Genomic DNA, 14,331 nt, shown 5'->3' with positions numbered 1-14,331 from the left:
GGCTGGGCGGAGCGGCAGGTCACCGTCGCCCAGCGGGCGCAGGTCGAGGCCCTGCTCAAGGCCGGGGCCCGGACCGTGCGCTGCTGCGCGTCGCGGCGGCGCTCGCGGCGGCGCCGGGCCTGCGGCTGCGCGGCGTGATGGCGGTGGCGCCGCTGGACTGGGCCCCTGAGCGGGCTTTCGCCGAAGTGGCCCGGTGCGCCGCGCTGGTCCGGGCGGAACATCCTGATGCGACGGTGGTGTCCGCGGGCATGAGCGACGACCTGGACGAGGCCGTGGCGTGCGGCGCGACACATGTGCGTATCGGCAGCGCATTGCTCGGAATGCGACCACCCCTGCGGTAGCCTGGCGGCGAGGCACCGAAATTACACGAGTGTGGTTAACCCACGTGAGTGAAGATGTAGGTGCGGCAGGCACCGGCCTCGTGGCGGGCTTTGATGGAGAGCTGGTGTCTGCGCGAGAGCGGCACAGGCACGGGGGTTTGTGCCGCACGGCGGACGGAGGGGCGCGGCAATGGGCGCACTGCGGAAGGCGGGTGTCTGGCTCGGGCTGGTCGAGGACGATGACGAGCACGAGTACGACGACCCTGCCTACGACAAGGGTTACACCTCCGGTTACCGCGACCGTGGGGGCCGCCGGGACCGGGCGGAGGACCGCTACTCGCGTGACGGTGGACGCTACACCGACGACTTCGAGGACGAGGACGACCTGGACGAGGCGCCGGCGGTGCCGCGCACCCGGATGGCGGTCGACCGCAGCGGCTCGGCGCGCCTGGAGGCGGCGCGGGAGTCGGCCCGTGCGGAGGCGACCCGGCTGAACGTGGAGGCACGCCTGGAGGCGGCCCGGGCCGAGCGGGCCACCGTGCGCCCGATCACCCGTCCGCTGACCGCCGCTCCGGCGGCGTCGGCCACCACCACCGCCACGCGGGACAACCTGGCGCTCGCGCCCCAGGTGCAGCCCCAGCAGCGGGTGGCGGCCACGGCCGAGGACGACCGGCGGCCGCAGATCACCACGCTGCACCCCACGACGTACAACGAGGCGCGGCAGATCGGGGAGCGGTTCCGGGACGGCACGCCGGTGATCATGAACCTTACGGAGATGGACGAGGCGGACGCCAAGCGTCTGGTTGACTTCGCTGCGGGACTCGCATTCGGGTTGCGGGGTACGATCGAGCGCGTCACCAACCGGGTGTTCCTGCTCTCACCGGCCAATGTCCAGGTCACTGCCGAGGACAAGGCCAAGATCGCCGAGGGTGGGTACCTCAACCAGTAAGCCAGCCCTACCGAGGGACGCCGACTGTCGTGTTTTCGCCTGTCCTACAGGTCGCCTACTTCGCGATCTACGTGTTCTACCTGGTGCTTCTGGCCAGGTTCGTGATGGGCTACGTGCTCTCCTTCAGCAGGCGCTGGCAGCCGGCCCGGGGGTCGGCTGCCGCGCTCGAAGTGGTGTGGAGCGTCACTGATCCGCCTCTAAAAGCGTTGAGGCGTGTGATCCCACCGTTGCGCATTGGTACCGTGAGCATCGACCTGAGCTCCATCGTCCTGTTGATTATCCTTTTCGTGCTGATGTTTATCGTCGAGGGGCTGATCAGCGGGTGACCCCCACCCGCTGACCCGTTCCTCAACGCGGCCGCGACTGACCCGAGGAGTTTCGATGCCGCTCACCCCGGCCGACGTGCACAACGTCGCCTTTAAAAAGCCTCCGATCGGCAAGCGGGGGTATGACGAGGAGGAGGTCGACGCCTTCCTCGATGAGGTCGAGCGCGAACTCGCCCGTCTGATCGAAGAGAACAGCGAGCTGCGCATGCAGGTCGAGCGCGGTGGCGGTGGCCGCCCGGTCGGCCCCGGCGGGCCCGACCCGCGCCTGGCGGCCGAGCTCAACGAGATGAAGGCGCAGCTCGACCGCATGCAGCGCGACAAGTCCGCGGCCGAGCAGGCCGCCCGCGCCATGCAGAACGAGCTGGAGCAGCTGCGCGGCGGCGGCATGGCGGCCGCGGCGGCGATGTCCGGCCCCGAGGGCGAGCAGCAGGCGCTGCGCGTGCTGATGATGGCCCAGCGCACCGCCGACGACCACGTGTCGGACGCGCGCCGCGAGGCCGACAAGGTGCTCTCCGAGGCGCGGTCGAAGGCCGAGGAGGTCACCCGCGACGCGCGGGCCAAGGCCGACGCGCTCGAGCGCGACGCCCGCCAGCGCCACCAGGAGGCCATCAGCGGCCTGGACGCCAAGCGCACCGCGCTGCAGCAGCACATCGACACGCTCAAGCAGTTCGAGCGGGAGTACCGCACGCGCCTGAAGGCGTACCTGGAGAGCCAGCTGCGCGACCTCGAGGGTCGCGGGCAGAGCCTCGAGGCGGAGATCGGCCGCGGGGAGGACCGCCCGGCGGGCTCCGGCGGTCTGGCCGCGGCGGGCTCGGGCTCCTTCAACGGCCGCTGACGCGAGCCGGTCACCTGCCACGAGGACGCGTCCCCTGGCGGTCCGCCCATGCGGGCCGCCGGGACGCCGCCCTGCGGCGGTGACCACCGGCAACACCTGAACCAACCACGCACCACCTGCACCTGCACGCCCCTCAGCAGAGCACCGCGGCAGCCTCACCCCTCGTCGCTGCCGTCGCACCAGATGGAAGAAGAGCCCGGGCGCCGGGCCGGCACCCTGCCGGCGCGTGCCACCGGGTTCCCCGGTGCGGGACCCTCCCGTGCCGGAGCGAGACGACGGGTTCGCGTTGTCGTGCCGCCCAGGCGACCGCCTGGTTCCGGCCTGCGAACCCCTCGACACCTGGATCTAGCCGACGCGGCGGGGGTGAGCTGTGATAGTCGCAAGTCTGCTGCTCATCCTCGTCGCCGTTGTGCTGCTCGTGCTGGGGCTCACGGACGGATCGAGCGGTCTGCTCGTCGGTTCGATCGGCACCAGTCTGCTGGCCGCGGTCGCCCTTGTGGTGGGCGCGCGCCAGGCCGCCGCGGCCAGGGCCGCGGCCGGGATCCTCGACGATGACGAGGACGAGCAGTTCGACGGTGACGAGGATGACGAACCGGTCGGCCGGCGTGCCGGCGGCCGGGCTGTGGTGCCGCCCCGGGTTCCGGACCGGGACGACTGGGACGACGAGCCGGTGCGCCAGCCGGCCCTCGCCCGCACCGACACCGAAGTGATGACCTCCGGATACCAGCAGACCGAGGTGGTCCTGCCCGCGCAGGGCGCCGGCGGGCGGGCCGACGACTTCGACGACGAGGACCCGCCGGACGAGCCGGTGGCGCAGCGGGTGTCCCCGGCCGACGCGGCCCGGGTCGCCCGGATGGCGGCCGAGGTGCTGGTCATCGACGGTCGCCCGCGCTACCACGTGGCGGGCTGCGTGCACCTGCTGGGCCGTCCGTACGAGCCGCTGCCGGTCTCCGAGGCCGTCGACCTCGGGTTCAGCCCGTGCGGCCTGTGCGAGCCGGACAGCGCGCTGCTGGCCGACGCACGCCGGGTCTGACCGGCGTCCGTCGGGTGCTCCGCTGATCTTCTCGGGCGGGACGGCACGACATCGACATTGGCCTATCTGGATGACTTCGATCCCGAAATCGTCATCCAGATAGGCCAACGTCTATAGAAAGGTCGGGACGGCGTGGTGCGGCCTCCCGCTGTAACGGCCCGTGAGCCGGTCCGGCACAATGGGCTATGGCACGTGATCGGTCGGCATCGGTGACGGAACCCGCCGTTGTCGCGGTCCGGGTCAAACCGGGCGCCGGACGCACGCGCGTGGGCGGGGCCCACCCCGGCCCGCACGGCCCGGCCGTGATCGTCGCGGTGCAGGCCCCCGCGGTGGACGGGCGCGCGACCGAGGCCGCCCGCAAAGCACTCGCCGAGGCGCTCGACCTGCCCGCGTCCGCCGTCTCCCTGCGCACCGGCCAGACCAGCCGGGACAAGCTCTTCCTCATCGCCTCGCCCCCGCCGGACCTGGCCGCCCGCCTGAGCGTGCTGCGCGAGGCGGCGCGTTGATCGCCGACCTGGACGTGGCCCTGCTGGTCGGGGCCGCGGTGCTGCTGGTCGCCGTGGCGGCGGTGCGCTGGTCGACCCGCCTCGGCGTGCCGAGTCTGCTCGTCTACCTCGCCCTCGGCGTGCTGCTGGGCTCGGTGTTCGGCCTGCGGTTCGACAACGCCGAGGTCACCCGGATGCTGGGCACCTGCGCCCTGGTGCTGATCATCGCCGAGGGCGGCCTGACCGCACGGTGGACCATGCTGCGGCCGGTGCTGGGCCTGGCCTCGACCCTGGCCACCGTCGGCGTGGTGGTCAGCGTGGCCGTGGTCGCGGTCTCCTGCCACTTCCTGCTCGGCTGGGACTGGCGCACCTCGGCGCTGATCGGCGCGGTGCTGTCGTCCACGGACGCGGCGGCGGTCTTCTCCACGCTGCGCCGGCTGCGGCTGCGCCCGCGGCTGGTGGCCACCCTGGAGGCGGAGTCGGGCATCAACGACGCCCCGGTGGTGCTGCTGGTGATCCTGCTGTCCACGCCCGGCGAGGTGGGGCCGTGGTGGCAGGAGACCCTGATCATCGCGTACGAGCTGGCGGCCGGCGCGGTCATCGGCCTGCTGGTCGGCCTGGTGGGGCGGGAGCTGCTGCGCCGGGCCGCGCTGCCCGCGGCGGGTCTCTACCCGCTGGCCGCGGTGGGGCTGACCGTGCTGGCCTACGCCGGTGGCGCCGTCGCCCACGCCTCCGGCTTCCTGGCCGTGTACGCCGCCGGGGTGGTGCTGGGCAACTCCCGACTGCCGCACCGCCAGGCGATCCTCGGTTTCGCCGACGGGCTGGCCTGGCTGTCCCAAATCGGCCTGTTCGTCCTGCTCGGCCTGCTGGTGTCCCCGCCCGGCCTGTTCGCGACGCTGGTCCCGGCGGTGCTGGTGGGCGTGCTGCTGACCTTCGCCGCGCGCCCGCTGTCGGTGCTGGTCAGCGCGACCCCGTTCCGCGTGGGATGGCGCGACCAGGCGTTCCTGTCCTGGGCGGGCCTGCGCGGTGCGGTGCCGATCGTGCTGGCGACCATTCCGGTGGCCCAGGGCATGGCGGGCGCGGAGGTGCTGTTCAACATCGTCTTCGTGCTGGTGGTGCTGTTCACCCTGGTGCAGGCGGGCACGCTGCCCCAGGCGGCGCGATGGCTGCGGGTGACCGCGCCGACCGAGGCGACCGAGCTGCGGGTGGAGACGGCACCCCTGGAGCGCATGCACGCCGAACTGCTCCAGATCGAGGTGCCGGAGGGCTCGGGCCTGGCCGGGGTGCACCTGGACGAGCTGCGGCTGCCGGTGGGCGCGTCGGTGACGCTGGTGCTGCGGGGCGGCGCCGGGTTCGTGCCCGATCGCGACACCCGGCTGCGGATGGGCGACAGCCTCCTGATCGTCACCACCGAGGCGGTCCGGGACGAGGCGGAGCGGCGGCTGCGGGCGGTCAGCCGGCGGGGCAGGCTGGCCCACTGGTTCGGGGAGGACGGCCGGGAACATGGCGACTAGGTGATATTGTCCCTTTTGCCAAATTCACTGAAAAGGGTGGGCCGGGACGGCGGCGTCGTGACGGCCCACCGGGTCGTGCGCCGGGGTGGGCGGCCCGAGCCGGATCTGCCGCGCTGTCGTGAAATGACAGGCAGCGCGTGGCATGTTTGTGGACCGTCCATACGTTCCGTATTCTTGCCAGCCTATTGGAGTGCGCGGCGTGAGCCGCGCGCCCGTTTTGCATCTGGGGGACGCCATGGCCGAGAGGGCAGGCGGGAGCAAGACCGGAGCGGCGGCGAAGAAGGCCGCCGCGAAGACCACCGCGGCGCCGAAGCGCTCCGTGAAGACAGTGGCCGCGGGGGCGGCCACGGCGAAGGGGGAATCGGTGACGGCTACCTCAGAGACCAGCGCAGCCAAGCGCGCGACCGCCAAGGCGGCCGCGACGGAGCGGAAGACGGCGGCCAAGCCCGCCGCGGTCGCGGCCGACGCGAAGAAGTCGGCCCGCGCCACCACGGCCACCCGGCGGCCCGCCGCCGGAGCGGAAGAGAATCCCCCTGCCCAGGCAACGCCGAGCGCCGCCACGTCCGCGGCCGAGGGAGCGACCATGGTCAAACCTGCCGAGTCCAAGACCGCCGGCCGTACGGCCGCCAAGGCCACCACGGCGAAGAAGGGTGATCGCAGCGCCGCGGAGACCGAGAAGATCCGGCAGGCGCTCACCGCCCGCCGCGACGAGCTGCAGGAGGAGTACGACCACACCCTCGTGGAGATCGCCGAGCTGCAGCGCGACCGGCTCACCGACTCGGCCGGCGACGACCAGGCCGACACCGGCACCAAGACGTTCGAGCGCGAGCAGGAGATCACCCTCGCCAACAACATCCTGGAGCGGATCACCCAGGTGGAGCGCGCATTGGAGCGGCTCGATGAGGGAAGCTACGGGTGGTGTGAGAAGTGCGGCAACCCCATCCCGGTGGAGCGGCTCGCCGCGTTCCCGTCGGCCACACTGTGCGTGACGTGCAAGCAGCTGGAGGAGCGCCGCTGACACCGTAAGGTGGTCGGCGGTGTGAACGATCAGGGCGCGAAGGCGCCCGCGACTGGGGAGTGTGTCGGTGGAGCAGGGCGAGCAGCGGGAACCGGAACACTCCCCACGTCGGATCAGCCGCGGCAGGGCCGTCGGGATCTTCGCGGCGATGGCGGTGTCCGCCCTGGCGCTGGACCTGGTCACCAAGGAGTGGGCGACCAAGCTCGACCCGGACGAGCCGATCCGGCTGCTGGGCGGCGCGGTCTACATGTCGCTGACCCGCAACAGCGGCGCGGCCTTCAGCCTGTTCGCCGACCACACCTACATCTTCCCGATCATCGCCACCGGCGTGCTGTGCTGGATCGGGTTCATGGCCCGCCAGCTGCGCTCGCTGCCCTGGGCGATCGCGCTGGGCATGGTCCTCGGCGGGGTGGTGGGCAACCTGCTCGACCGCATCTTCCGGGCGCCGGCCCCGTTCCACGGGCACGTGGTGGACTTCATCAGCGTGTTCGACCCGCACGGGCAGGCCTTCCCGATCTTCAACGTGGCGGACATGGCCCTGGTCGGCGGCGTGAGCCTGGCCATCCTGCTGGAGCTGCTCGGCCGCCAGCGCGACGGCACCCGGATCGTGTCCGACAAGAAGGACGACACCGTCACCGGGACCGACCGCGAGGCCGACGACCGGCTGCCCGCGGCCGCCGACCCGCGCGACGCCGCCTCGGCCGGCGTCCCCACCGACCGCGCCCGTCAGGCATGGGGCTCATGAGCCTGCGGGGCGAGACCCGCTCCCTGCCGGTGCCCGACGGCCTGGACGGGATGCGGCTGGACCAGGCGGTCTCCCGGCTGTTCGGGCTGTCCCGCACGGCGGCGGCGACGCTGGTGGAGGCCGGCGACGCGCTCGTCGACGGCACGCCCCGGGGCAAGTCCGACAAGGTGTCCGGCGGCAGCTGGCTGGAGGTGACCCTGCCCGCCCCGCCCACCGCCCCCGCGGTGGTCGCCGAGCGGGTCGACGGGCTGCGGATCATCCACAGCGACGACGACATCGTCGTGGTCGACAAGCCGGTCGGCGTGGCCGCCCACCCGAGCCCCGGGTGGACCGGCCCCACCGTGATCGGCGGCCTCGCCGCGATGGGCCAGACCGTCGCCACCAGCGGCGCGGCCGAGCGGCAGGGCGTCGTGCACCGGCTCGACGTGGGCACCACCGGCCTCATGGTGGTCGCCAAGAGCGAGTCGGCGTACAGCGCGCTCAAGTGGGCCTTCAAGCACCGGGAGGTGGACAAGCGCTACCACGCGGTGGTGCAGGGCCACCTCGACCCGCTGCGGGGCACGGTCGACGCCCCCATCGACCGGCACCCGACGCACGACTGGAAGTTCGCGGTGATGTCGGGCGGCAAGCCCAGCATCACCCACTACGACACGCTGGAGGCGTTCCCCGCCGCCAGCCTCGTCGACATCAAGCTGGAGACCGGGCGCACCCACCAGATCCGGGTGCACTTCTCCGCACTGCGCCACCCCTGCGTAGGCGATCTGACCTACGGCGCCGATCCGACCCTCGCCGCCCGCCTCGGCCTGCACCGGCAGTGGCTGCACGCGCGGGAGCTCAGTTTCATCCACCCCGGCACCGGACAGGAAGTCCGGTTCGTCAGCGAGTACCCACCGGACCTGGCGCAGGCGCTTTCGCTGCTGCGCGAGGCCGGCTGACACGCGCTCGCGCCCCCCGCGCGAGGCCGGACGAGAGGAACGCCGGATGCGCCCGCAAAGACTGTTGCGGCATCTGGATCAGGTGGTCGTGCCACGACTGGCACAGGGGTTCGCCCGCGTCGCGCGGGGCCGGCTGCGGCTGCGGCTGCTGACCGGCGCCGCGCTGTGCGGGGTGACCGGTGCGCTGCTGGCCGTGGTGTGGACCGCGCACCGCGGCACCACGGCGGGCACCGAGGCGGCCCTCGGCGAGACCGTGCAGGTCGGCGTGGTGCAGGGGCAGTCGGTGCCGCTGTACGCCCGGCAGGCGCGCTCGGAGCTGGCGACGCTGCTCAAGCGCCCGGCGGCCACCCCCGTGGAGACGTACGCCCTGGTCAGCCTGAAGGCCTACCTGGCGCCCGAGCGGCTGACGCCGGTGCTCGGCGGGGTGTCCGTGGTCGAGGTGTACGCCCGGGTGCCGCTCAAGCAGGCGCCGACCCAGGCGGTGCGCTTCCCCGCGTTCAAGATCCCGGACGACGTGACGGCGGGCATGCGGCAGGTGGCGCAGCGGCGCGCGGCGGATGCGGCCGACTACCGCGACCTGGCCGCCAAGCTGCGCACGGCCGACGCGGCCGAGGACCGGCTGCGCGACACGTACCTGGCCGACTCCGGTGTCGCGGCGGCGGAGGCGGAGGCCTACCGCGCCGGCTGCACCTGCGTGTACGCCGCCGTGGTGCGGGCCACCCCGGCGGCGCTGGACCAGATCGCGTCCCGGCCCGAGGTGCGCGCGGTGGACCCGGCGCCCGAGGTGCAGCGGCTGGACCGGGCCGTGTTCCTGCCCCCGCTGCCCGAGCAGGTGGGCCAGGTGGATCCGTCCGCCTCGGCGACGCCGTCGGCGCGGCCCAGCGCCTCGGCGGAGCCGACGGGCGGCCCCTCGGCCGGGCCGGGCGGCACGGACGGGCCGTCGCCGGAGCCGGCGCCCCGCCCGTCGGGCAGCGCCGCGGCCTCGCCGGATCCCGAACCGTCCCCGGCCGGCTCCGCGCCGGGCGCGGGGGAGGCCACCGGCACGCCGAGCGCCGAAGCGGGCGCACCGGGGCCCAGCGGGCCCGCGGCGGGCTGAACGGCGGATCGCCCGGTGGTGTCGCACCCGGTTATCGAACGGTGTCGTTGAGCACAGGAAGACCCGTACGCAAGACCTCCTCACCTCCGGTTGCGGCAATCGGCCGACAGGGTATGGAGGAGCGGGTGCTTGAGCACATAGGGTGGTCAAGCCGGTGTCGGGGTGCGTAGCCTGGCACCGCGTTTGGCCATCGGTCACTCAGGCAGGGGCGGGGAGGGCGGCACACCGTGGAGCGCAACGGCCACCGTGGAGACGACTCCACCGGGTGGGGCAGGCCCGGCGAGCTGACGCCCGCCGAGCAGACGTCCCGCTGGCGGCTGCTGCTCGACCGTGCCCGCGCCGCCCCGCCGCGCGACGAGCCCCGGCCCTACCCGACCGGCCCGGCCACGGCCACCCCGGCCGGTCCGGCCTACGGCGGCTCGGCCGGTCCGGCATACGGCGGCGCCGCCGGGCGGGTGGAGTGGCGGCCCGCGCCGCGCGCCGACGACGTCGAGCAGGCCGTCTCGGTGCTGCGCCGGGAGCTGGGCGGGCCCAAGGTGCTGGCCTTCGCCAACCCGAAGGGCGGCGTGCACAAGACCACCGCCACCGTGCTGGCCGCGGCCACCATCGGCAGCGTGCGCGGGCGCGGCGTGCTGGCCTGGGACGACAACGAGCTGCGCGGCACGCTCGGGCTGCGCGCCGGCAGCGCCCGGCACGCCCGGACCATCCGGCACCTGCTGGCCGACCTGATCGAGATCGAGAACACCTCCGGTCACGAGCTGAAGGACCGGCTCGACGACTACCTGCGGCACGCCTCCGACGGCTCCTACGACGTGCTCGCCGGCGAGGAGAACCCGCGCTTCGCCCAGCGCCTGGACCAGCACACCGTGCGCCGGGTGCTGGACCTGCTGCTGCGTACGCACGAGGTCGTCTGCGTGGACACCGGCAACAACGTGGAGAGCGCCAACTGGCAGACCGTGATCCGCGCCGCCGACCAGCTGGTGATCACCACGGTGCCGCGCGAGGACGCCGCGTTCACCGCCGACTGGATGATCGACCTGCTGCACGAGGTGGGTCTGGGCCAGCTCGCCGACAACGCGGTCACGCTGCTGTCCTGTGCCACGCCGGGGCACCAGCCGCTGCTGGAGGACTTCCGCAAGCACTTCGCCACACGGACCCGCGCCGTGGTCGTGGTGCCCTTCGACCCGGCCCTGGAGACCGGCTCGTCGATCGAGCACGGCGCGCTGCAGCCGACCACCAAGCGGGCGTGGCTGCACGCGGCCGCGGCGATGCTGGACCCGTTCGGCCGGTGACAACCGGCACCGGCGGGAGCGGCGGGTGGAACGCGTGGGGAGCGCGGGACTAGGCTGAGCGGTACCGTCGACGAACTGGGGGTGGGTGCGCCGTGGGCGACTCTTTCGTGCATCTTCACGTGCACACTGAGTATTCGATGCTCGACGGCGCGGCCCGGCTGAAGGAGCTGTTCAAAGAGGCTAACCGCCTCGAGATGCCCGCCCTGGCGATGACCGACCACGGCAACATGTTCGGCGCCTACGACTTCTACAAGCAGGCGACGGCCGCGGGCATCAAGCCGATCATCGGCGTGGAGAGTTACGTCACCCCGAACACGCCCCGCCAGGAGCGCACCCGGGTGCGCTGGGCCGAGGGCGGCGAGAACGACGTCTCCGGCGGTGGTGCGTACACCCACATGACGATGCTGGCCGCCGACGCCGAGGGCCTGCGCAACCTGTTCCGCATGCAGTCGCAGGCCAGCCTCGACGGCTACTTCTACAAGCCGCGCGCCGACCGCGAGCTGCTGCACAAGTACGGCAAGGGCGTCATCGCGACCACCGGTTGCCCGTCCGGCGAGATCCAGACCTGGCTGCGCATCGGCAACTTCGAGAAGGCCGTGGCGGCGGCGGGCGAGTTCCAGGACATCTTCGGCAAGGACAACTTCTACCTGGAGCTGATGGACCACGGCATCAGCATCGAGAAGGCCGCCCGCGAGGGCCTGGACCGGCTGCGCAAGCACCTGAACCTCAAGCCCGTGGTCACCAACGACCTGCACTACACGTACGCGCAGGACGCCGACGCGCACGAGGTGCTGCTGTGCGTGCAGTCCGGCTCGACGATGGCCGACCCGAAGCGGTTCAAGTTCGACGCCCGCGACTTCTACCTCAAGTCCGCCGAGGAGATGCGCCGGCAGTGGGACGAGCTGGTCCCCGGCGCCTGCGACAACACGCTGGAGATCGCCGACCGGATCGGCGACTACAAGACGGTCTTCGCCCACCGCAACCTGATGCCGTCGTTCCCGGTGCCCGAGGGCTACACCGAGGAGTCGTGGCTGCGTGCCGAGGTGCACCGGGGCCTGCGCGAGCGCTTCCCCGACGGGGTGCCCGAGGACCGGCTGCGCCAGGCCGACTACGAGCTCGACGTCATCTGCAAGATGGGCTTCCCGGGCTACTTCCTGGTCACCGCCGACCTGTGCGCGTACGCGCGGCAGGAGGGCATCCGGGTGGGTCCGGGCCGTGGCTCGGCGGCCGGTGCGCTGATCGCGTACGCGCTGCGCATCACCGAGCTGGACCCGATGTCGCACGGCCTGCTGTTCGAGCGGTTCCTCAACCCCGACCGCGTCTCGATGCCCGACATCGACATGGACTTCGACGAGCGCAGGCGCGGTGACATGATCCGTTACGCGACCCAGCGCTGGGGCGACGAGCGGGTCGCGCAGATCATCACGTACGGCACCATCAAGGCCAAGGCCGCGATCAAGGACGCGGCCCGGGTGCTGGGCTACCCGTTCGCGGTCGGCGACAAGATCACCAAGGCGATGCCGCCCGCGGTCATGGGCAAGGACATCCCGCTGTCCGGCATCTTCGACCCCAACCACCAGCGCTACGCCGAGGCGGCCGAGTTCCGGGCGCTGTACGAGTCCGACCCCGACGCCAAGAAGGTCGTCGACACGGCCAAGGGCATCGAGGGCCTCAAGCGCCAGTGGGGCGTGCACGCGGCCGGCGTGATCCTGTCCGGCGAGCCGCTGATGGACGTGCTGCCGATCCAGAAGCGCGAGCAGGACGGCGCCATCATCACCCAGTGGGACATGGGCGCCTGCGAGTCCATCGGCCTGCTCAAGATGGACTTCCTCGGCCTGCGCAACCTCACCGTGATGGACGACTGCCTGGAGGGCATCAAGTCCAACCGGGGCATCGACGTCGTGCTCGAAGACCTGCCGCTGGAGGACAAGCCGACCTACGAGCTGCTGGCCCGCGGCGACACGCTGGGCGTCTTCCAGCTCGACGGCGGCCCGATGCGCTCGCTGCTTCGCTCGATGATCCCCGACGGGTTCGAGGACATCTCCGCGGTGCTGGCGCTCTACCGCCCCGGCCCGATGGGCGCCAACGCGCACAACGACTACGCCGACCGCAAGAACGGCCGCAAGCCGGTGGTGCCGATCCACCCCGAGCTGGAGGAGCCGCTGGCGCAGATCCTGGGCGACACGTACGGCCTGATCGTGTACCAGGAGCAGGTCATGGCGATCGCGCAGAAGCTGGCGGGCTATACGCTCGGCCAGGCCGACCTGCTGCGCCGCGCCATGGGCAAGAAGAAGAAGGAGATCCTCGACAAGGAGTACGGGCCGTTCTCCGACGGCATGAAGAACAACGGCTACTCCGACGCGGCGATCAAGACGCTGTGGGACATCCTGGTCCCGTTCTCCGACTACGCCTTCAACAAGGCGCACACCGCCGGCTACGGCCTGGTCTCCTTCTGGACGGCGTACCTCAAGGCCAACTACCCGGCCGAGTACATGGCCGCGCTGCTCACCTCCGTCGGCGACGACAAGGACAAATCCGCGGTCTACCTGGCCGAGTGCCGCCGCATGGGCATCAAGGTGCTGCCGCCGGACGTCAACGCGTCCACCGCCCGGTTCACCGCCGTCGGCGACGACATCCGCTTCGGCCTGGCCGCGGTGCGCAACGTCGGCGGCAACGTCGTCGAGGCGATCGTGCGGGCCCGCAAGGAGCAGGGCGCCTTCACCGACTTCTACGACTTCCTGCGCAAGGTCGACGCGGTGGCCTGCAACAAGCGCACCGTCGAGTCGCTGATCAAGGCCGGTGCCTTCGACTCGATGGACCACCCCCGCAAGGGCCTGCTCGCGGTGCACGCCGACGCCATCGACTCGTTCATGAGCGTCAAGAAGAACGAGGCCATCGGCCAGTTCGACCTGTTCGGGTCGGCGTTCGGCGCCGGCGACGAGGCCGCGGCCGGCGGCGGGATGATCGTCACCCCGCCCATCCCGGCCGGCGAGTGGGACAAGACCGACCTGCTGGTCTTCGAGCGCGAGATGCTCGGCCTGTACGTCTCCGACCACCCGCTGTTCGGCCTGCAGCACGTGCTCAGCAAGGCCGCCGACATGTCGGTCGCGGCGCTGGCCGAGGAGGGCTCGGTCGCCGACGGCTCCGTGATCACGCTGGCCGGCATCCTGTCCGGCGTGCAGCGGCGCATCACCAAGCAGGGCAAGGCGTGGGCCTCGGCGACCCTGGAGGACCTGGACGGCGCGGTCGAGGTGCTGTTCTTCCCGAACACGTACGACCTGGTCGGGCAGTACATCGCCGAGGACGCGATCGTCGTGGTCAAGGGCCGGGTGGACCGGCGCGACGACCAGGCGCGGATGATGGCGATGGACATGTCCATCCCCGACACCACCGTCACCGACGACAACGCCAAGCCGGTGGTGCTCGCACTGCCCGCCAACCGGGTCACCCCGCCGCTGGCCGAGCGCCTGCGCGAGGTGCTGTCCACCCACCCCGGCCGGGCCGAGGTGCACGTGCGCATCGTCAACGGCCAGAAGACGTCGACCTACCGCCTGGGCCCGATGCGGGTGGCACCGGTGCCCGCGCTCATGGCGGACCTCAAGGCCCTGCTCGGCCCCACCGCCCTCGCGGGCTGAGCGCGCCCCTTCCGCCGGCTGGGGCTTTGTGCGCGGGCATGATCGCGGTTTTGGGGGGGGGGGTGGGGGGGGGTGCGGGGGTGGTGAGAGGCACAACCCGGACCGAGACCCAGCCGGGGGGGGGCGGGGGGGAGAGGGGGGGCGTGGG

Annotated in this window: 10 protein-coding genes and 3 pseudogenes; all 13 read left to right on the top strand. The window is 72.2% G+C overall.

Going from position 1 to position 14,331, the window contains the following annotated elements:
* Positions 1 to 80: 80 nt before the first annotated feature.
* A pseudogene (locus tag AB0J67_RS33655) lies at positions 81 to 341 on the top strand (alanine racemase); the annotation flags it as partial.
* Between the two features lie 169 nt (positions 342 to 510).
* Entirely contained in the window at positions 511 to 1,269 is a 759-nt protein-coding gene (gene sepF, locus AB0J67_RS33650; protein ID WP_363488505.1) for a cell division protein SepF, read from the top strand.
* Between the two features lie 29 nt (positions 1,270 to 1,298).
* Positions 1,299 to 1,595, top strand: coding sequence for a YggT family protein (locus AB0J67_RS33645; RefSeq protein WP_363488503.1), 297 nt, complete (start codon positions 1,299 to 1,301; stop codon positions 1,593 to 1,595).
* A 55-nt stretch (positions 1,596 to 1,650) separates the two neighbouring features.
* Positions 1,651 to 2,513, top strand: a pseudogene (locus AB0J67_RS33640) (DivIVA domain-containing protein).
* Between the two features lie 287 nt (positions 2,514 to 2,800).
* Positions 2,801 to 3,463, top strand: coding sequence for a hypothetical protein (locus AB0J67_RS33635; RefSeq protein ID WP_363488501.1), 663 nt, complete (start codon positions 2,801 to 2,803; stop codon positions 3,461 to 3,463).
* Positions 3,464 to 3,648: 185 nt separating this feature from the next.
* Positions 3,649 to 3,969 carry a DUF167 domain-containing protein gene (locus AB0J67_RS33630; protein WP_363488499.1) on the top strand — a complete coding sequence of 107 codons (321 nt, stop codon included), beginning with the start codon at positions 3,649 to 3,651 and terminating at the stop codon, positions 3,967 to 3,969.
* Complete coding sequence (locus AB0J67_RS33625) at positions 3,966 to 5,462, top strand: potassium/proton antiporter (RefSeq protein ID WP_363488497.1); 1,497 nt, start codon at positions 3,966 to 3,968, stop codon at positions 5,460 to 5,462. Before AB0J67_RS33630 ends, AB0J67_RS33625 begins: the two co-directional genes overlap by 4 nt.
* 583 nt (positions 5,463 to 6,045) lie before the next feature.
* Positions 6,046 to 6,480, top strand: a complete 435-nt coding sequence (locus tag AB0J67_RS33620; RefSeq protein WP_363488507.1) for a TraR/DksA C4-type zinc finger protein — start codon at positions 6,046 to 6,048, stop codon at positions 6,478 to 6,480.
* Between the two features lie 148 nt (positions 6,481 to 6,628).
* Positions 6,629 to 7,225, top strand: coding sequence for a signal peptidase II (gene lspA, locus AB0J67_RS33615; RefSeq protein ID WP_363488495.1), 597 nt, complete (start codon positions 6,629 to 6,631; stop codon positions 7,223 to 7,225).
* On the top strand, positions 7,213 to 8,160 hold the full coding sequence (locus AB0J67_RS33610; protein WP_363488493.1) for an RluA family pseudouridine synthase: 948 nt from the start codon (positions 7,213 to 7,215) through the stop codon (positions 8,158 to 8,160). Before lspA ends, AB0J67_RS33610 begins: the two co-directional genes overlap by 13 nt.
* Positions 8,161 to 8,248: 88 nt before the next feature.
* A complete protein-coding gene (locus AB0J67_RS33605; protein ID WP_363488491.1) occupies positions 8,249 to 9,256 on the top strand; it encodes a hypothetical protein in 1,008 nt (335 codons plus the stop codon).
* A 299-nt stretch (positions 9,257 to 9,555) separates the two neighbouring features.
* Positions 9,556 to 10,548 (top strand): annotated as a pseudogene (locus tag AB0J67_RS33600) (AAA family ATPase); the annotation flags it as partial.
* Positions 10,549 to 10,640: 92 nt separating this feature from the next.
* Positions 10,641 to 14,183: a DNA polymerase III subunit alpha gene (dnaE, locus tag AB0J67_RS33595; RefSeq protein WP_363488489.1), complete on the top strand. Its 3,543-nt coding sequence runs from the start codon at positions 10,641 to 10,643 to the stop codon at positions 14,181 to 14,183.
* Positions 14,184 to 14,331 lie beyond the last annotated feature (148 nt).

Source organism: Catellatospora sp. NPDC049609 (genome assembly GCF_040675365.1).
GTDB lineage: Bacteria > Actinomycetota > Actinomycetes > Mycobacteriales > Micromonosporaceae > Catellatospora.
The sequence above is the reverse complement of the archived record's forward strand: the minus strand, read 5'-3'. Positions and strand labels throughout refer to the sequence as shown.

Coding starts and splice junctions, on each gene's coding strand:
- AB0J67_RS33630 (WP_363488499.1), top strand. CDS start 3,649: ATGGCACGTGATCGGTCGGCATCGGTGACGGAACCCGCCGTTGTCGCG.
- AB0J67_RS33620 (WP_363488507.1), top strand. CDS start 6,046: ATGGTCAAACCTGCCGAGTCCAAGACCGCCGGCCGTACGGCCGCCAAG.
- lspA (WP_363488495.1), top strand. CDS start 6,629: ATGGCGGTGTCCGCCCTGGCGCTGGACCTGGTCACCAAGGAGTGGGCG.
- sepF (WP_363488505.1), top strand. CDS start 511: ATGGGCGCACTGCGGAAGGCGGGTGTCTGGCTCGGGCTGGTCGAGGAC.
- AB0J67_RS33610 (WP_363488493.1), top strand. CDS start 7,213: ATGGGGCTCATGAGCCTGCGGGGCGAGACCCGCTCCCTGCCGGTGCCC.